Origin of the sequence: Gracilibacillus orientalis, assembly GCF_900114645.1 — a bacterium.
GTDB classification, from domain to species: domain Bacteria; phylum Bacillota; class Bacilli; order Bacillales; family Amphibacillaceae; genus Gracilibacillus; species Gracilibacillus orientalis.
The window spans coordinates 198,816-218,020 of record NZ_FOTR01000004.1; the positions used below are offsets into that span (position 1 = coordinate 198,816).

Here is a 19,205-nt window from a genome sequence, read left to right on the forward strand (position 1 = left end):
GAGGATTTTTCTTCCTTTTGTCGAAATTATTACGTGAGATCAAAATTGTTAACATAAGAATTGAAGGAGGAACTTTTTGTGGAAAAGACAAAGGTTATGTTAGTTGATGACAATCATGAGCTTGTAGACCTAATGGATGAATACTTACTAGATCAGAACGATATCGAAGTAGTAGGTAAGGCATATAATGGGAAGGAATGTCTGGATAACCTAGAAGAATTCAAGCCAGATGTTGTCGTGTTAGATATTATTATGCCCCATATAGATGGCTTAGCGGTTCTTTCTAAATTAAAACAAAATGAAAATACAAAGCACATTAATGTTATTATGCTTACTGCATTTGGTCAGGAGGAAGTGACGAAGAAAGCGGTTGGTTTAGGAGCATCCTATTTCATCTTAAAACCGTTTGATTTAGAACATTTAGCCGAACAAATAAAACAAGTTCATGGCATTCAATCTGCGGTACATAATGAGCAGAGATATGTTAACAGCAGTCAAAACAGAAAATTCGATTTAGAAGCAAATATCACACATATTATTCATGAAATAGGAGTCCCGGCGCATATTAAAGGTTATATGTATTTACGCGAAGCAATTACGATGGTGTATAATGATATCGAGTTATTAGGATCGATAACGAAAGTTTTATATCCAGACATTGCAACCAAATTCAATACAACTGCATCTCGAGTAGAAAGAGCTATTCGTCATGCGATTGAAGTGGCATGGAGCAGAGGTAATATGGACTCAATATCTTCTTTATTTGGCTATACTGTCAGTGTCTCGAAAGCAAAACCAACTAATTCTGAATTTATTGCAATGGTTGCTGATCGTTTAAGGTTGGAGCATCGGGCAAGCTAAAATAGCGAAACAAAACCTTGTCACAAAATCCTTAGTGACAAATCCTTCATTGTTTAAACTTATGATTCAAACAATTCAATAAATATTAAAAAGAAGTATCACCCATTATATTCAACCGGGTGATACTTCTTTTTTTATCGTATTTTATTCATTTGAATAATAATTTTGCTCATGGCTATCTTGCTCTAAATACAGTGAACGAGAAGGGAAAGCGACAGAAACATTTGCTTCTTCTAGTATTCCCATAATTTTAAAATTGACATCTTCTCTTATTTTTAAGTATTCATCCCAATTGATCGTTTTTGTAAAGAAATAAAGCATGATATCTAAGCTGCTGTCATTGTAATCGGTAAAACGGACAAAGATCGTATCTGGATGGATATCTTCGTTATGTTCTAAATAGGTTCTCATTTGCTCTATTACTTTTTCAAGCTGAATTTTTGTTGTGCCGTATTCTACTCCTAAATGAAAGAATATCCGTCTTTTGCCCATTTGACTCCAATTTGTGATCGGTTCATTTGATAGTGTGGCGTTTGGAATAGTAATAACGGAATCAGCAAATGTACGAATGATGGTGCTACGAAAGTTAATATCTTCAACAACTCCCTCAATACTAGGTGTCTGAATCCATTCTCCGATAGAAAAAGGCTTTTCTGTAATAATTACCACGCCACCAAATAAGTTCTTGATCACTTCTTGCGCAGCTAGTGCAAAGGCAAGTCCACCAAGTCCTAATCCGGCAACAAAACCGCTCACTTTATATCCGAATTCTTCCACGATAACACTAAAACTGATGGCAACGATTATTGCTCGTACTGCTTTAGATAAAAAAGGGATTAAAATATGATCTATTTCAAAATTCAGGCTATCACTGATTTTCATAAAAAGTAGTGATGAACTAGATGATAAATTGTACAATCCCCACGTAATCACGACAATAAAACTTACCCTAATTATTTGATCAAATAATTGATTTTGTTGGTTTATATATGGAAAATAATCGATAGCAATATACACGCCAATTATAATAATTAACACACGTAATGGCTTTTCAAATGCTGTCAAAACATAATCTAAAAAATCAGTTTTACCTTTCCTTGCTAATTTGAGTAATAAATAGAATATATATTTAATAAAGAGTTTTCTTAATATAAATGTAACGAGTATAATCCCTATACTTATGGCGATATTTACATAATCATCATATGAAATACTCTCCCAGAATCTCCAATTCAAGTCCAACCCTCCAACCTTTAACCTATAGATACTTTATCATGATCGATTTTGTATTTCCAATTATTTGAGTGAATAATGCCACAACCATGTGAAAAAATATAACAAATAGTGAAGGAGTTGTTGATATGAAACAGCTGATGATGATATTGTTTGCTTTATTTTTGCTGCTTGTACCAATCCAATCTATATTTGCTGCGACTCACATTGTTCAGCCTGGGGATAGTCTTTGGAAAATCTCATTACAATATAAAGTTGGTTTATCAGAAATTATTGAGGTAAATGAACAAATAGAAAATCCGGATCTAATCTATCCCAATCCAAGAGGTAAGAATCCCTACTAAGGATGAAATAAAATCGATAGAGCACCAAGTTATCCAATATACTAATCAAGAACGAGAGAAGAATGGTTTAGCCACATTAAAACCAGATTGGCAATTGTCGCGTGTCGCTCGATTTAAATCGCAAGATATGAAACAAAATAATTATTTCAGTCATCAAAGTCCGACGTATGGATCTCCCTTTAATATGATGAGAGATTTTGGAATTAATTATCGTTCTGCAGCAGAAAATATAGCACAAGGACAAGAAACATCATATCAAGTTGTACAAGTTTGGATGAATTCCAGTGGCCATAGAGAAAATATTTTAAGCGAAAACTATACGCATATTGGTGTAGGATATGTAAGATCAGGTAATTATTGGACGCAAATGTTTATGACAAAATAAAATTTAAGAGGAAAATACCATTCTCTGCCTATATCGTTTGATTTAATCCAAAATTTTAAGATGTCATTCATCTCATTCTCATAAGCGGTTAAATTCTCCAATATTTTTGCTTTTAGACACCACTTTTGTTTAACAATTCTGACAAAAGTGTGATAATATTTTTATTGGCATAAAAATAATTATTGGAGAGGTTAAAACATGAAAGTAGCTAAATTTGGAGGAAGTTCGGTAGCTAATGCTGAACAATTGGAGAAAGTAGCAAGTATTATTCAAGACGATAAAGAACGTAAAGTAATTGTTGTATCCGCACCAGGAAAACGATTTTCTGATGATGTCAAAGTAACTGATCTGCTTATTGAATTAGGGGAAGCATACTTCAACAAGCAAGATTATGATGGAAAGTTACAAACTGTATTAGATCGTTTTCATGAGATTACGACGGAATTAAAAATATCAGATCAAATTATTCAAGAAATAAAAGATGGAGTAAAAGGAATTCTTGCATCTGACGACAGTGACGAATTAAAAATGGACGCTTTAAAAGCAACAGGAGAAGACTCACTGGCAAAAGTATTAAGTGCTTATCTTCAATCATTAGGATTAAAGGCAGCTTATTTAAATCCCGAGGAAGCTGGCATATTTGTAAGTGACAATCCTGGTAGTGCACAAATTTTGGACGAAAGTTATGATCAACTATATAAATTAAGAGAACGTGATGAGATAGTGGTTATCCCTGGTTTCTTTGGTTACACAAAAGATGGTAAATTAATCACATTCTCACGAGGTGGCTCTGATATAACAGGCTCTATCGTAGCTGCGGGTGTACAAGCAGACCTCTACGAAAACTTTACGGATGTTGATTCTGTGTATTGTGTAAACCCAACAATTGTTGATAATCCAAAAGAAATTACTTCATTAACGTACAAAGAAATGCGAGAACTATCTTATGCTGGATTCTCTGTTTTCCATGATGAGGCACTTATTCCAGCCTTTAAAGCTGATATTCCCGTTTGTATTAAAAATACGAACAACCCTCAAGGAATGGGTACGATTATCGTATCGAAAAAAGAGCCACAGCCGAATCCTGTTGTAGGGATTGCTAGTGATACTGGTTTTATTAGTATTTATGTAAGTAAATATTTAATGAATAGAGAGTTAGGTTTTGGCCGGAAATTATTAACGATCTTAGAAGATGAAGATATCTCATTTGAACACACTCCTTCAGGAATAGATGATATTTCGGTTATCATTCGTGAATCAAGCCTTACAAAAGATAAAGAAGAACGTGTGATTACTCGTATTAAAGAAGAGCTTGACCCTGATACTGTAAATGTAGATCGAGATTTAGCTTTAATTATGGTTGTTGGTGAAGGGATGGATAGTACGGTAGGTTTAGCTGATAAAGCAACACATGCCTTTACAAAAGCAAATGTCAATGTTGAAATGATGAACCAAGGTTCTTCAGAGGTATCAATGATGTTTGGGATAAAAGCAGATAAAGTTAACGGATCTGTCAAAGCATTATATGACACTTTCTTTGAATAAACATAACTAAAATAACAGGTATCCTTATTGGGGATACCTGTTATTTTTTCCACCTTTTATTAAATGTCTTTTACGATCTCTGTGCAGGATAAATCCACCGATAAAATATAATCCTCCCACGAAAAGACCTAGTCCTACAATAAATTGGATATAAATGTGCATGAATATATCAGTCAATTCACCAAAAAATGCATCTCTCATTAATTTAATTCCGTAAGTCGCTAATACGGCAGGCAAGACTAATAAGAATAGCGCAATAATTCTCAAACTACTTCCTCCTACTACGTTGGAAATACTTAAATTATAGCAAAAAACGACAATAAAAGAAAATAGCTATACCTTGCAAAAAATTGCAAGAGGTTTTATTATAAAAGTATGAAAAATTATGCAAGGTGTGATGAAAATAACTGCAAATTTGTTGGATGGATATGATCATTTGTTTCATAATTTACCAGTGGGCGTATTGTTGATAGATAAAAACGATAAAATTAATTATTTAAACAAGGTTGCTCAAGACATGCTTGATGTTGATGGTAATATATTGAATACTTCTATGGATGTTCTATTTGACCATGCATCTACAACAGAGGTAAAGCAATTGCATCATCATAAAGAAACACATGATACCATTAAAAAAAGCGGAAAACAAGTTATAACGCGTTATAGTCCTTGTTTAAGTGACCAAGGAGAATTGTTAGGGATTGTAGTTCTAGTGGAATCATTAACTACATTTCATGAGCGTGTAAGTTATTTAACTAATATTGATTTAGTTCAAGGAGTTTTACAGGAATTATTAAATAGTCATGCGAAGTTTCGTGTGGTACTTGTAGATTATAGTGAATGGTTAATTAGCGATTATTGGTGGGATGAATTACGAAACATCAGTCCATATGTTGACGAATGGGTACATAAATTAGCCAAAAATGCTATGGAATCCAGACGAGAAATCAAGGATTCTTTTCAGGATAATAATATCATGTCCCATCACATGGAGATAATTAGTAAGCCAATCCAGAGAAACGGGAAGTTAATTGGTTGTGTACAGTTCTTAAATGCTGATAAGCTAAATGAGGGTGAGCAAGAACTTCAATTTGCCAAAAAAATGATTAGAAAATTAGAGAAAACCTATCAAATAGACGATATTATTGGAGAATCGCCGGCAATAAATATTGCACGCGAGCAAGCCAAGTTATACGCGAAAATGGAAACCCCTATACTCATTCGTGGGGAAAAGGGTACCGGAAAATACATGTTGGCAAGAGTAATTCATGCTTTGAGTGATAGGTGTTCACATCCATTTCTTAGATGTAATTTTTCAGAATTAGCTGGTTTAAATAATCTCGACATGGAATTGGAATATTTACTGCGATCCGGAAGAAACGGGACCATTTACTTTTATATCAATGAAATGATTGCAAAAGATAAACAAAAACGATTACTTGAGTTTGTAAATAATAGTTCAGAAATACGGGTGGTTTTTGGAAGTTCAATGGCTTTAACATCTAAATATTGGTATGATCCTTTTCATGAGATGATTCAACGATATCAAATTACATTACCAGCCTTAAAAGAAAGACAAGATGATATGTATTTGTTAGTAGATACAATATTAGCGAAATATAACAGACAGTATCACACAAATATATCAAAAGTTGACAGTGAAGTTATCGAATATTGGAAATCATGCACATGGCATGGTAATATTGGTCAATTAGAAAAAACACTTGAAAATATAGTGCTGCAATCTGGTATGTTTATCAATGTTATTTCTCAAAAACAATTAATAAATGATGATGTAAAAGAAAATAATTATCAACACACAGCTAGTTCTAATATGACATTACAAACCGCAATCGACCAGTTTGAAAAAGATTATATCATGCTAGCTCTAGAACAGAATGATTATAATAAAACAAAAACGGCAAAATCTTTAGGTGTTTCTGTTCGTAGTTTATATTATAAGGTGGATAAATATAAGATTGATCGAGGTGCTCCATGATAAAAAATATTTATCGTATTTTGGTTATCAATCCTTTGGTGGAAAGTACCAGAGTTGCACTATATGAGAATAATGAGTGTTTATATGAACAGCTGGTAGTTTTAACCGATGTAAATTTGAATATGGATATAATGGCGCAACGAAATCAAAGAAAGCAAAATATTATCCAGAGGATTCAATCAATTGGTATCGACATTTCTACGATCGATGCAGTTTGTGGAAGAGGTGGTCTACTTCGTCCCATTGAAGGAGGTACCTATCTGGTAAACGAACAAATGGTAGAGGATTTAAGCAATAGTATTAATGGGACTCACGTCTCTAACCTAGGTGCATTGTTAGCTTATGATATTGCCACTGAATGGAATATACAAGCCTATATTGTCGACCCAGTTGTGGTAGATGAGATGTTGGATATTGCTAAAAAAACAGGATTACCTTCTATTGAACGGAAGAGTATTTTTCATGCGTTAAACCAGAAAGCTGTTGGTAGATCATTAGCTAATCATCTTCATGCTCAATATGAGGATCTCTGCCTAGTGATTGCACATATGGGTGGTGGCATAACGGTCGGTGTTCATCAATATGGACAGGTGATTGATGTTAATAATGGTTTTGATGGAGATGGTCCATTTTCATTTGAACGTGCAGGTTCCATCCCTAATAAAGATCTGATACAACTAAGCTTTGATTCAGGTATGGCAAAAGAAGAGTTACAATATCAATTAATTAACAGAAGTGGTATAAAAGCATACTTAGATATTGAAAGAGGAGCAGATTTAAACATATTATGGAAATCACAACCTGACAAAGTAAAAGAAGTTTTTGATATTCTAGCCTATCAGGTAGCGAAAGAAATAGGGAAGATGAGTACAGTTGTATCTGGGAACGTTAATGCAATTGCTCTAACAGGTGATCTGGCAAGATATGATTATCTTAATCAAAAAATATTAGAGCAAGTAAGCTGGATTGCTGATACCCATATATATCCCGGAGAAAATGTGATGCTTGCTCTTGCACAGGGTACATTAAGAGTTTTAAAGGAAATAGAAAAAGTGAAGCAATATAATTAGAGGAAGGAATGGCATACATGGCATTGAATTATGATCTCGTTATTCTTGGTGGAGGTACAGGTGGATATGTTACTGCAATTCGAGCAGCACAATTAGGTTTAAAAACAGCAATTGTTGAAAAACAAAAGCTTGGTGGAACCTGTTTACACAAAGGTTGTATTCCCACCAAAGCATTACTGAAAAGTGCCGATGTTTATCAGCAAGTAAAAAACGCTGCTAATTTTGGAGTGGATACGTCAGTTCCAACATTCAATATCGACCAAGCAATGGCGCGGATGGAAAATGTGGTTAGCTCTTTACATCAGGGTGTAGAACATTTAGTAAGTTCTAATAAAATTGATGTTTATGAGGGTTTTGGCCGTATATTAGGTCCATCTATCTTTTCACCAATTGCTGGATCGATCTCAGTAGAATATGAAGAGGAAAGAGAAAATGATATATTAGTGTCGAAAAACGTGATTATTGCGACTGGTTCATCACCAACTGTACTACCTGATATGGAAATAGATCATACTAAGACAATAACTTCAGATGACTTAGTAGAAATGACTGAATTACCAAAATCGGTCATCATTGTAGGTGGTGGGGTGATTGGACTGGAATGGGCCTCTTTCCTACACGATGTAGGTGTAGAAGTAACGATCCTGGAAGCACAAGACCAAATACTTTCGGCTTTTGATCATGATATTGTAAAGAGATTAAAACAGATATTAAAAAAGAAAGGTATTACAATCCTAGAGCAAGCCAAGGTAGATCCTTCTTCTATTGAAAAAGGATCTGAGATACAGGTAACATATCAACAACGTAATGAAATGCATAATATCTCGGCCGAAAAGTTATTGATTGCAGTAGGAAGACATGCAAATACTAAAAAAATAGGGATAGAAAATACAGATATACAGCTTGATCAAAAAGGTTTCATTCAGGTGAATGAGCATTTTCAAACAAAGGAAAATCATATTTATGCGATTGGTGATGTGAATGGCGGTCTTCAACTTGCGCATGTTGCTACGTATGAAGGGAAGAAAGCAGTCGAACACATTGCCGGTTTAAGAAGTAGTCAAATAAGTGAACAAGAAATTCCATCGTGTATTTATGGAAATCCGGAGATTGCAATGATTGGTTTTACAGAACAAGAAGTAAAACTAAAAGGTTATGACTATCGTGTAGAGAAAGTATCTCTTCAAGCAATAGGAAAAGCACATGTAAATGGTCATACAGACGGTTTTACTAAAATAATTATTAATAAGCAAACAAATGATATTTTAGGTATTCACATGATAGGTGATCATGTGACAGAATTGATTGGACAAGCAAGTGTCGCTAAATATTTTGATGGCTCAGCATTAGAATTATCTGAGGTAATCTATCCACATCCATCACTAAGCGAAATTATTGGAGAGGCTGCTCTGGCAGCCGATGGGAGGAAAATACATGGTTAATCAAACGTACGCATTAGAAACCGATAAAGAAACACTACTAGCAATGTATCGTGAAATGTTATTAGCAAGAAGAATTGATGAAAGAATGTGGTTATTAAATCGCTCGGGAAGTATTCCTTTCGTTGTGTCTTGCCAAGGTCAAGAAGCATTGCAGATTGCTGCATCTTTTGCCTTGAATAAAGAGCGGGATTACGTATTGCCATACTACCGTGATCTAGGTGTTGTCATCCATTTTGGTATGACAACAAGAGAAATTTTCTTGCAAGCTTATGCTAAAGGGGAAGACCCAAACTCTGGTGGCCGACAAATGCCAAGTCACTTTGGTCAGAAGAAAAATCGAATTGTAACAGGATCTTCTCCGGTAACAACTCAAGTACCTCATGCTGCTGGAATTGCTTTAGCTGCAAAAATGGAAAAAAATCCTGCCGTTTCCTTTGTAACAATGGGGGAAGGCTCATCGAATCAAGGTGATTTTCATGAGGGATTGAATTTCGCTGGTGTTCACAAATTGCCTGTTATTTTCATGGTGGAAAATAACAAGTATGCCATTAGTGTGCCTTTAAATAAACAAGTAGCATGCGAAAACATTTCAGATCGAGCAATTGGCTATGGTATGAAAGGTATTAAAGTCGATGGAAATGAAGCGATCGAGGTGTATGAAGCAGTAAAAGAGGCTCATGAGCGAGCATTAAATGGGGAAGGGCCAACATTAATTGAAACGGTATCCTATCGTCTCACTCCTCACTCCAGTGATGATGACGATTCGACCTACCGAACAAAAGATGAGGTAGCAAGTGAAAAATCCAAAGATGGTATAGAGCGTTTCAAGCAGTTTCTTATTGATAAAGGTTATTTAACTGACTCATTTAATGAGGAATTAGAAACAACAATCAAACAAGAAATTAATGATGCAACAGAGTATGCTGAGAATGCACCATTTGCAGATGTTTCCACACTCAGTAATCATGTTTATGGTCAAAAGGAGGATCACTAATGGCTATTTTGACGTATATCCAGGCAGTTAAACAAGCTTTAAAAGAAGAAATGGAACAAAACGAGAAAGTGTTTGTACTAGGTGAAGATGTGGGGAAAAAAGGCGGTGTATTCCTTGCAACAGAAGGTCTGTACGATCAATTTGGAGAAGAACGAGTGATTGATACTCCCCTTGCTGAATCTGCTATTGCTGGTGTCGGAATTGGTGCAGCAATGTATGGCATGCGCCCTGTTGCAGAAATGCAGTTTGCTGATTTTATCATGCCGGCTGTAAATCAAATCATTTCAGAAGCTGCTCGTATTAGATATCGTTCTAATAATGATTGGCATTGTCCTATAACTATTCGCGCTCCTTACGGTGCTGGAGTTCATGGTGGGTTGTATCACTCTCAATCAATTGAGGCTATTTTTGCTAATCAACCAGGATTAAAGATTGTAATGCCATCCAATCCCTACGATGTTAAAGGCTTATTGAAAGCAGCAATTAGGGATGATGATCCAGTGTTGTTCTTAGAGCACAAACGCGCTTATCGTTTGTTAAAAGAAGAAGTGCCTGAAACAGACTATACGCTACCCATTGGAAAAGCTGATGTCAAACGCGAGGGTGAAGATGTTACAGTAATTACTTATGGACTTTGTGTCCATTTTGCTAAACAAGCTGCCGAAAAATTAGAGTTAGAGGGAATTAGTACGGAAATATTGGATTTAAGAACGGTATATCCGCTTGATCAACAAGCTATTATCGAAGCTGCTTCAAAAACTGGAAAGGTTCTTTTAGTAACGGAGGACAATAAAGAAGGTAGCATTATCGGAGAAGTTTCTGCTATTATTAGTGAAAATTGTTTGTTCGATTTAGATGCACCGGTAAAACGTTTAGCTGGCCCTGATGTACCGGCTACATCGTTTGCAGCGCCATTAGAAAAAGAATTTTTAGTTAGTGCTGAAAAAATAGAACAAGCGATTCGTGAGTTAGCGGAATTTTAAGAAGGAGTGAGAATCTTGATGGTCCAACGAATTAACATGCCACAGCTTGGCGAAAGTGTAACAGAAGGAACGGTTAGCAACTGGCTTGTGCAAGTAGGAGATTATGTAGAAAAATATGATGCAATAGCAGAAGTAATGACAGATAAAGTTAATGCAGAAGTTCCTTCCTCGTTTTCTGGTGTAATTAAAGAATTAATAGCAGAAGAAGGAGAAACGATTGAAGTCGGTCAACTGATGTGCTATATAGAGACAGAAGGCGAAGAGACTGAACAACCAACTTCATCTCCAGCACCAGAATCAAAAGATAAACCGTCTGTTGATCGAAGTATGAAAACTCGCTATTCACCAGTAGTTATGCGGTTAGCTGGGGAGCATCAAATAGATTTAAGTACGGTAACCGGTTCAGGAAAGGGTGGCCGGATAACAAGAAAAGATATTGAAAAACTGGTTGCAAATGGACAAACAGGTACAGTAGAAAAAAACGAGCCAACACCTACTCAAGAGAGTGCAGTAGAAAGTGAAGAATTAGAGGAATTTACTCCACCCATTATTCGTCGTAAGTCTGTAGAAACAAAACCTGGTGATCGAGAAATACCTGTGACAGGTCTAAGAAGAACGATTGCTCAAAATATGGTTCGATCGAAAACAGAAATTCCACATGCCTGGATGATGATTGAGGTCGATGTCACAAATCTTGTAGCATATCGGGATGCAGAGAAAAATAAATTTAAGGAAAATGAAGGATATAATTTATCATACTTTGCCTTTTTCTTAAATGCTGTAGCGAAAGCATTGAAAAAATTCCCTGAATTAAACAGCTGCTGGGCTGGCGATAAAATTATTCAGCGTAAGGATATTAACTTATCGATAGCAGTAGCGCATGGACATGAATTATATGTTCCAGTAATTAAAAATGTTGATGAAAAAAGTATTAAAGGTATTGCTAAAGAAATTGCCCAGCTTTCCAATAAAGCAAGGACAGGAACGTTAACGAAAGAAGATATGGAAGATGGTACGTTCACAGTGAACAATACTGGATCATTTGGTTCTGTGGAATCTATGGGTGTAATCAATTATCCGCAGTCAGCGATTTTACAAGTCGAATCCATTGTAAAACGTCCAGTTATTATTGAGGATATGTTCGCAGCACGTGATATGGTAAACCTTTGTCTGTCATTAGATCATCGTGTGTTGGATGGTGTTATCTGTGGAGCGTTTATGTCACATGTTAAATCAATATTAGAAAATATATCAAGCGAGACTACACCAATTTATTGAAAATTGTAAAAAACAGTTTCATTTTAATCCTATAAACAGTATACTAAATAAAGCAAGGGAAACCTGTAAAATATTGAAGAGGTTTCCCTTTATTTGTCTCACAATAAACGAGTTTAAAGTAATGCTACGACGATAAGTAAGTTTTTCTAAATGAATAATGGTGATAATTATGCAGCAAAAAGCTAGATTGATATATGACATGACCATGATTCTGTTAGTAATGGTTACCATGCTGACTCTATGGGTTGATCATACGGTAAATTCTACGATTAACTTTATTGTTTGGCTCGTATTCTTAATTGACTATATCATTCGAATAATAATGGCAGAAAAGAAATGGCAATTCATCAAGAAAAACCCATTTTTATTACTTGCTGTGATACCGTTAGATCAGTTCTTTCAAGTAGCAAGAATTGTACGACTGTTCTATTTGTTTCGAATAAAAACAATTACGAAATATTACGTGACACCCTATATAAAACAATTAACCTATACCAAAAAGATGATTCTGTTACTATCTGTACCGGCCTTGTTACTAATAGAAACTATTTTTATCTGGCAAATGGGAAATAAATTAGAATTTTGGCACGATGCTTTTATTATTGTCTTCCAACATTTATTTATATTTGCGAATAGTCTAGAAAGCATTAACCATTTCCCTAGTATTTTGTTATTAACGATCACATCGATATTCGGTGTTATCATACAAGGATTAGTGTTACAATGGGTATTTGATAAATTAGAAGGTATTTGGCATAAAAGAAAAGATATATATTCATCTACGAAAAGTGGGGGATAGCCATGTTTTTAATAGAAGCATTTGTATATATTGGAACTATAGCATTCGCTATTTCTGGATCACTAATTGCTATAAAAAAGAATTTAGATATATTTGGTGTCATTTTATTAGGTTTGACGACAGCTTTAGCTGGTGGTGTTATTAGGGACCTGATGATAGGTAATATACCACCAACTAATCTAGCGGATCCGCAATACTTTTTAGTCAGTTTACTAGCAAGTTTAGCGACTATATTATTTTATGATAAATTTAATAAATTTGAACATGGGATTACTTTCTCGGATGCAATCGGCTTAGGAGTTTTTACGGCTGTCGGTGCTAATGCTGCGATAAGTCTCGACTATTCTCAGCCATTCCTTATTGTAGCAATGGGTTTAGTAACAGGAATTGGCGGTGGTGTCTTACGAGATGTATTTGTTCGTGAAATTCCGTTTGTATTTCGCAAAGAGATTTACGGGATTGCTTCCATTGCTGGTTCTATCGCCTTAATTAGCACGTATGAATTATTAACGCCAACGATCAGCTTATATATTTGTTTAACCGTAACCTTAACAATTCGTATGTTGGCGGTCAAATGTAAATGGAATGTTCCAATTGTTCATAAAAAAGCATCAGTTAAGAAGAGAACGGTAAATTATTAAGAGTTTTGCTCTGTTTGTTTATTGGTAATATAACCTGAAACTACTACACCGGTTGTGACAATTACACTTAATAAAACGGTAATCAATCCGGAATCCAGTTGAAAGAAACGATATACGCTCGGCTCATGTAACATCATATCGACACCGGTGTAAACTAAAATAGCGGATCCGATATACATGAGATATGGATATCGTTTTAAAAGATGAACAATAAATTTTGCTCCAAGTATCATTAATGGAATACTAACTATAACACCCAGGACTAGTAATGTGACACTACCTTTGGAAGCACCTGCAATTGCTACAACATTGTCTAAACTCATAATGACATCAGCAAGAACAATGGTCGTTACTGCTTTGTATAGAGAATGATGTGATGTGATTTCTTGTGCTTCCTCTTCTTTTATTAAAATCTTGTAACCGATCCATATCAATAGAATTCCACCTATAAAGTAAATAAGTGGTAGTTTGAGCAGATAAATCATGCCGGTTGCAAAGATAATTCTTAGGATGATAGCTCCAGCGACACCAATCAGAATGGCTTTGTTTTGATTTTTTTTGGGAAGATTCTTGGTTGCCATTGCTATAACTAAGGCATTGTCACCTGATAAAACTATATCAATTGAGATTATCTGTAATAAACTTATCCAATCCATTCCTTCAAACAGTGACATAATCAATGATTTATTCTCCTTCCTGATTACTTTTAAATACGGTATCGTTTAACTATATGCTCGTCTACATTGTCGATATGCCTATTTTTCATCAAAAAAATTGTCGAAAAAAAATGAAATTTGTAAAAGAGTGTTCAAAACTTGTCTTTTTATGTATAATAGTATTGTTACTATGGAACTAAGGGTGAAAATGTATGGAGGCAAAAAAGCAGGTGAAATACATATTAGGAATTACATTGATTGTGGTATCAATCTTTGTTATTTTTTTAGTGTTCAAATCTAGTCAGATTATGGATGATATGGATGCTTCTGAGGTAGCTCCTACTAAAGTATTAATCTTAACTACCGATCGATTAAACGACCAAAGCTGGGGAAGTTTGGCTTATAAAGGAAAAATACTTATTGAAGAAGAGTATAATGTAACTGCTGAGGTTCTTGGAGAAGTGGATGAAGAGAAGGATACGTCTTCAATTGTGAAAGAATATGTTGACCAAGGTTATGAATTAATTATCGGCCACGGTAGAGAATTTTCAGAACCATTTTATCGAATTAGCAACCAATATCAGGATGTTCAGTTTGTGACAGTGCATGGTGATAAAACTGCGAATAATCTTGCCATTTATACTTTTAATCAAAATGAAATAGAAGTTATTGCAGGAATGGCTGCTGGATTAAAAACAAAGTCGAAAAAAATTGGACTAATTGATGCTGTTAATAATAAGCAAAAGGATTGGGGATTTTCTCAAGGTATTGAATACATTGATGATAATATTGAATTAATTTATAAAGTAGTACCAGAAAGAACCAGCAAATCTGAAGCAAAATCAGTTGCTGCTGATTTAATTGATCAGGGTGTAGATGTCATCTATACGAAAGGAAATAGCTACAATCAAGAGGTTATTAATTATGCAAAAGAAAACGGCATTTATACTATAGGGTATCTGGAAGACCAATCTTATATGGCTGAAGACAAGGTGCTTACTAGTGTTTTAAATGACGTGCCAATGGCCTATAATGCTATTTTGAAAGATTTTTTCAGTGAAGAAGGAATTCAGTTTGAGAAGCAATACTTAGATGATAATGATGGAGTTTATGGCATAGCACCATTTGGTCCAATGTTTTCAGAAGATGAAATTCGAACAATCGAAGAAGCAACAGAGCTCGATATACCGCATTAATTTTAGTTGAGATGATAGGAGAAATGCCGGATGATTTCCTTTTTTCGAAAATTTTCATTACGTAATAAATTATTATGCATTCTCCTTACAGTTATGGTTGTTTTTAGTGGTTTTTCTCTTTTATTAATTCAATCTATTGAGGAAGTCAGTACCGTTACGAACTCTATCAAGGATGAAAATATACCTGAGATTGTATGGCTAAATCAGTGGGAAAAGGAATTGGAAATTAAAAAACAAATTGTTCTTAGTAACTCCCATACAGATTTTGAGCATGATTTTCAACAGAAATTTGAAGAGAATGACATTAGAACCAGTAGTATGGAGCTAAGGGATGAAATTCCTATACCGGAAAGTATCGAAAATATACATAAGCAATTAATGCTATTAGATTTCACTGTAACAAATAAAGTATTTGGCTTACTTGAATATAATGAAGTAGAGGCAGCAAGAAAAGTGATTGAATCAGAATATCTACCTATACTAGAATCATTAAAAGACACTGTCGTTACACAACGTAATGATGAGTACAATTCTTTACAACAAAATACGAGTACATACCCAAAAATTATTGAAAAATCATTATATTTCTTACTTATTATCACAATAGTCGCAATATTAATTTCCATTTATTTTTCATTTAAAATGAGTAAGAGTATTACAAAACCAATCGAATCGATGGTTACGAAGGTAAACAAAATCGCAAATGGTAATTATGGGGAAAAGGTATCTCATAATACTCAGCCGGAACTGCAAAGTTTAGCTAAATCAATTAATCAAATGTCGATCAGTTTACAGCAGTCTTTTCAGCAAATCATTTCTGATAAAATGAAACATGAACAGATTTTAAACTCCTTACCTGTTGGTATCATTACGTATGATAAAACGGAGAAAGAATTTTTGGCGAATTCATATGTTCGTAGTTTATTTGAATTAAGCAATGAAAGCATTACGGATAGTGATATTATGGAAAAGCAAAATAAATATCCTATACTGAAAATGCTTATCTCGAACGAATCTTTTCAAAATAAAAAAATTAAAATTACTATTCATAATAAAGAATATGTATTACTAGTTTCTCAGAGTAAATTAAAAGATTATCAGCAAGTGACCACTGGGAAAATCCTTTTCTTTATTGATGTTACCGAATCTACTAAGTTGGAAAATCGCATGATACAGTCAGAAAAGCTTGCTTTAGTTGGTGAAATGGCGGCTAGTTCAGCTCATGAAATAAGAAATCCATTAACCGTTATACATGGATTCTTAACGCTAATGAAAGAGTCTATGCCAACTGAGAAATTGGAAAAGTATAATTTCCATTTAATGATGAAAGAAATTGACCGTCTTTATTCGATTGTGGAACAGATGTTATTAATGTCGAATCATAAAAAGCCGGAGAAAGATATGGTATTATTGAGAAATATGCTGGAAGATTTGTTACCTCTTATGTATAGTTCATTGGAAGCGAAAAATATTAATGTTGTCACAGATATTACAGATGAATACATACTTGCGGATCAAAAGCAGTTAAAACAAGTATTCCTAAATCTTTTACGTAATAGTAAAGACGCAATTGGCGATGATGGATCAATAAAGATAGAAGGTAGAGTCGAAAATAACAAATATAATATTTATTTTAGTGATACGGGATTAGGTATTCCAGATTCCATTAAAAATGTGTTGTTTGAGCCTTTCTCAACATCTAAATCTAATGGAACTGGTTTAGGATTGAATGTTGTCTGTAGGATTATTAAAAATCATCAAGGTGAAATTACTGTTGTTTCTAGTGATTCGTCAGGAACAACATTCAAAATAACACTGCCTATTATTAAAAATAAAAGCTCTGATAATTGAAAAAATTGATTTCAATTGTTACTATTTAAGGAAATACTTTAATATTAGAGAGGGTAGAATAAAAATGGACTTTAACTTATTTATGGGAGATATAGCGGAGTCAGCTCGAAATGAAATTACACAAGCGGGATTTGAAGAACTTAGAACCACTGACGATGTGAAAGAAGCATTATCTGATGAGGGTACTACATTAGTGATGGTAAACTCTACATGTGGCTGTGCAGGTGGTGTTGCAAGACCAGCAGCAGCTAGTGCGATTCATTATGATAAAAGACCTAATCAGCTCGTTACAGTTTTTGCTGGACAGGATCGAGAAGCAACTGAATTAGCACGTCAATATTTTGAAGGATATGAGCCATCTTCTCCATCATTTGCTTTATTAAAAGATGGGCAAATCTTGAAAATGGTTGAAAGACATGAAATAGAAGGTCACAGCCCAGTAGAAGTAGTGAATAAACTTCAAGGCCTATTTGATCAATACTGTGAAGATATATAATAGTTGAGTTTAAGATGGTATAAACCCGTTTCAATCATCCTTGAAACGGGTTTAAATTTGTAATTAGATCAATTTAAAGACCAAATTTAGTTGCTTACAAACAAACTTAGTTTATAAAGGCCGCTAACCCTGCAGTAAATGTAGATAGTACCATAGCAACAATCATAATATATATAATAAGTTTCATTCGTTTCTCACGCTTAGATGCCATTTTAAATCCTCCTTTATTAGCAATACTAAAATATATTTTACAACTAATTAAAAGATAGGACAAGTAAATATCAAGAAAAGGGGTATAAACAATGATTAATCAACAACGAATTATAAACCAATTTATTGAGTTGGTGAAAATTGATTCGGAAACAACGAAAGAAAGAAAAATAGCGGATTATTTAATCGATAAGTTTCAACAATTGCAATTAGATGTGAAAGAAGATCAAACTAATCAAATAACTGGGCATGAAGCAGGAAATATCATTGCATGTCTAAAAGGAACAGATAATAGTATACCTGCTATCTATTTTACCGCACATATGGATACAGTTGTACCAGGTGCCGGTATTCAACCAGATATCCGTGATGGTGTAATATATTCTGATGGTACAACTATTCTAGGTGCCGATGATAAGGCTGGGATATCAGCTATATTAGAACTTATTCATATTTTAAACGAAAATCCGATTCCACATGGAGATATTTATTTTGTAATCATGAGTGGGGAAGAATCTGGACTTGTGGGTTCTCAACAGTTTGACGTATCACAATTACCGGTAGAGTATGGTTACGCACTTGATAGTGATGGGGAAGTGGGTACGATCATCACAGCAGCCCCTGCTCAAGCAAAACTATATGCCACCATAAAAGGAAAAGCGGCACATGCTGGAGTAAATCCTGAAAAAGGAATATCTGCGATAAGTATGACTGCCAAAGCAATTACTAACATGCCATTGGGTCGAATCGATGAAGAAACAACTGCAAACGTTGGTAGCTTTGAAGGAAAAGGACCGACAAATGTAGTTTGCGACCAAGTATTATTAATAGCAGAAGCAAGATCTTTATCAAAAGAAAAATTAGACCGACAAGTGAAATCGATGTGTGAGGCACTTGAAGAGACTGCTTCACAAATGGGTGGAGCAGTAGATATTGAGGTTAAACCAATGTATCCTAATTATAAATTCACTGAGAACGATCAAGTTGTACAAGTAGCAATGAGTGCTGTTAATAAAGCATTTGGGAAATCGCCGTTGTTAAAAGTAAGTGGTGGCGGTAGTGACGCAAATCATCTTTCTGGAAATGGTATTCCAACAGTTAATTTAGCTGTTGGTTACGAAAATATTCATACTAAAAATGAACGGATTGGTATTTCTGATTTAACCGAAGTACCCACTTTATTATTTGAAATAATTAAAGAATCAGCTAATTGAGTGTGATG

18 protein-coding genes and 1 pseudogene are annotated in these 19,205 nt (G+C 34.5%); 15 read left to right on the forward strand and 4 right to left on the reverse strand.

What is annotated here, in order from left to right:
* The first annotated feature begins 78 nt into the window (after positions 1-78).
* On the forward strand, positions 79-861 hold the full coding sequence (gene spo0A / locus BM121_RS09325) for a sporulation transcription factor Spo0A (protein WP_091483368.1): 783 nt from the start codon (positions 79-81) through the stop codon (positions 859-861).
* A gap of 144 nt (positions 862-1,005) precedes the next feature.
* Here the strand turns inward: spo0A and BM121_RS09330 are convergent, their stop codons facing one another.
* A complete protein-coding gene (locus BM121_RS09330; protein ID WP_091483369.1) occupies positions 1,006-2,097 on the reverse strand; it encodes a mechanosensitive ion channel family protein in 1,092 nt (363 codons plus the stop codon).
* A 125-nt stretch (positions 2,098-2,222) separates the two neighbouring features.
* Here BM121_RS09330 and BM121_RS09335 point away from each other — a divergent pair.
* Positions 2,223-2,823 (forward strand): annotated as a pseudogene (locus BM121_RS09335) (CAP domain-containing protein).
* Positions 2,824-3,021: 198 nt separating this feature from the next.
* On the forward strand, positions 3,022-4,368 hold the full coding sequence (locus BM121_RS09340) for an aspartate kinase (protein WP_091483370.1): 1,347 nt from the start codon (positions 3,022-3,024) through the stop codon (positions 4,366-4,368).
* 24 nt (positions 4,369-4,392) lie between these two features.
* Here the strand turns inward: BM121_RS09340 and BM121_RS09345 are convergent, their stop codons facing one another.
* Positions 4,393-4,635: a DUF2627 domain-containing protein gene (locus BM121_RS09345; protein ID WP_091483371.1), complete on the reverse strand. Its 243-nt coding sequence runs from the start codon at positions 4,633-4,635 to the stop codon at positions 4,393-4,395.
* 118 nt (positions 4,636-4,753) lie between these two features.
* Between BM121_RS09345 and BM121_RS09350 the strand changes: the two genes are divergently transcribed.
* From BM121_RS09350 to BM121_RS09385, 8 genes are all read left to right on the forward strand, one after another.
* Entirely contained in the window at positions 4,754-6,367 is a 1,614-nt protein-coding gene (locus BM121_RS09350) for an AAA-type ATPase lid domain-containing protein (RefSeq protein WP_091483372.1), read from the forward strand.
* Positions 6,364-7,437: a butyrate kinase gene (buk, locus tag BM121_RS09355; protein WP_091483373.1), complete on the forward strand. Its 1,074-nt coding sequence runs from the start codon at positions 6,364-6,366 to the stop codon at positions 7,435-7,437. Before BM121_RS09350 ends, buk begins: the two co-directional genes overlap by 4 nt.
* Positions 7,438-7,454: 17 nt before the next feature.
* Positions 7,455-8,879 carry a dihydrolipoyl dehydrogenase gene (gene lpdA / locus BM121_RS09360; RefSeq protein WP_091483374.1) on the forward strand — a complete coding sequence of 475 codons (1,425 nt, stop codon included), beginning with the start codon at positions 7,455-7,457 and terminating at the stop codon, positions 8,877-8,879.
* Entirely contained in the window at positions 8,872-9,873 is a 1,002-nt protein-coding gene (locus BM121_RS09365) for a thiamine pyrophosphate-dependent dehydrogenase E1 component subunit alpha (protein ID WP_091483375.1), read from the forward strand. The genes lpdA and BM121_RS09365 overlap by 8 nt, the downstream gene beginning before the upstream one ends.
* Entirely contained in the window at positions 9,873-10,856 is a 984-nt protein-coding gene (locus tag BM121_RS09370) for an alpha-ketoacid dehydrogenase subunit beta (RefSeq protein ID WP_091483376.1), read from the forward strand. Before BM121_RS09365 ends, BM121_RS09370 begins: the two co-directional genes overlap by 1 nt.
* Positions 10,857-10,874: 18 nt before the next feature.
* A complete protein-coding gene (locus BM121_RS09375) occupies positions 10,875-12,134 on the forward strand; it encodes a dihydrolipoamide acetyltransferase family protein (RefSeq protein ID WP_091483377.1) in 1,260 nt (419 codons plus the stop codon).
* 169 nt (positions 12,135-12,303) lie between these two features.
* Entirely contained in the window at positions 12,304-12,933 is a 630-nt protein-coding gene (locus BM121_RS09380) for a transporter (protein ID WP_091483378.1), read from the forward strand.
* A 2-nt stretch (positions 12,934-12,935) separates the two neighbouring features.
* A complete protein-coding gene (locus BM121_RS09385; protein WP_091483379.1) occupies positions 12,936-13,574 on the forward strand; it encodes a trimeric intracellular cation channel family protein in 639 nt (212 codons plus the stop codon).
* Here the strand turns inward: BM121_RS09385 and BM121_RS09390 are convergent.
* Positions 13,571-14,248, reverse strand: a complete 678-nt coding sequence (locus BM121_RS09390) for a TerC family protein (RefSeq protein WP_245780781.1) — start codon at positions 14,246-14,248, stop codon at positions 13,571-13,573. The two genes, BM121_RS09385 and BM121_RS09390, sit on opposite strands and share 4 nt — an antisense overlap.
* 194 nt (positions 14,249-14,442) lie before the next feature.
* On the opposite strand from BM121_RS09390, the gene BM121_RS09395 reads away from it, so the two are divergent.
* Genes BM121_RS09395 through BM121_RS09405 form a run of 3 tightly spaced genes read left to right on the forward strand, consistent with a single transcriptional unit; the run spans position 14,443 to position 17,773 of the window.
* Positions 14,443-15,426 carry a BMP family ABC transporter substrate-binding protein gene (locus BM121_RS09395; RefSeq protein ID WP_091483381.1) on the forward strand — a complete coding sequence of 328 codons (984 nt, stop codon included), beginning with the start codon at positions 14,443-14,445 and terminating at the stop codon, positions 15,424-15,426.
* Between the two features lie 30 nt (positions 15,427-15,456).
* Positions 15,457-17,277, forward strand: a complete 1,821-nt coding sequence (locus tag BM121_RS09400) for an ATP-binding protein (protein WP_091483382.1) — start codon at positions 15,457-15,459, stop codon at positions 17,275-17,277.
* 58 nt (positions 17,278-17,335) lie between these two features.
* The gene (locus BM121_RS09405) at positions 17,336-17,773 is read left to right on the forward strand and encodes a BrxA/BrxB family bacilliredoxin (RefSeq protein ID WP_175495396.1); all 438 of its coding nucleotides are present in this window, start codon (positions 17,336-17,338) and stop codon (positions 17,771-17,773) included.
* Positions 17,774-17,879: 106 nt separating this feature from the next.
* Here BM121_RS09405 and prli42 read toward each other — a convergent pair whose 3' ends face one another.
* The gene (gene prli42, locus BM121_RS22040) at positions 17,880-17,984 is read right to left on the reverse strand and encodes a stressosome-associated protein Prli42 (protein ID WP_175495378.1); all 105 of its coding nucleotides are present in this window, start codon (positions 17,982-17,984) and stop codon (positions 17,880-17,882) included.
* Between the two features lie 91 nt (positions 17,985-18,075).
* Between prli42 and BM121_RS09410 the strand changes: the two genes are divergently transcribed.
* Positions 18,076-19,197, forward strand: a complete 1,122-nt coding sequence (locus BM121_RS09410; protein WP_091483384.1) for a M20/M25/M40 family metallo-hydrolase — start codon at positions 18,076-18,078, stop codon at positions 19,195-19,197.
* Positions 19,198-19,205 lie beyond the last annotated feature (8 nt).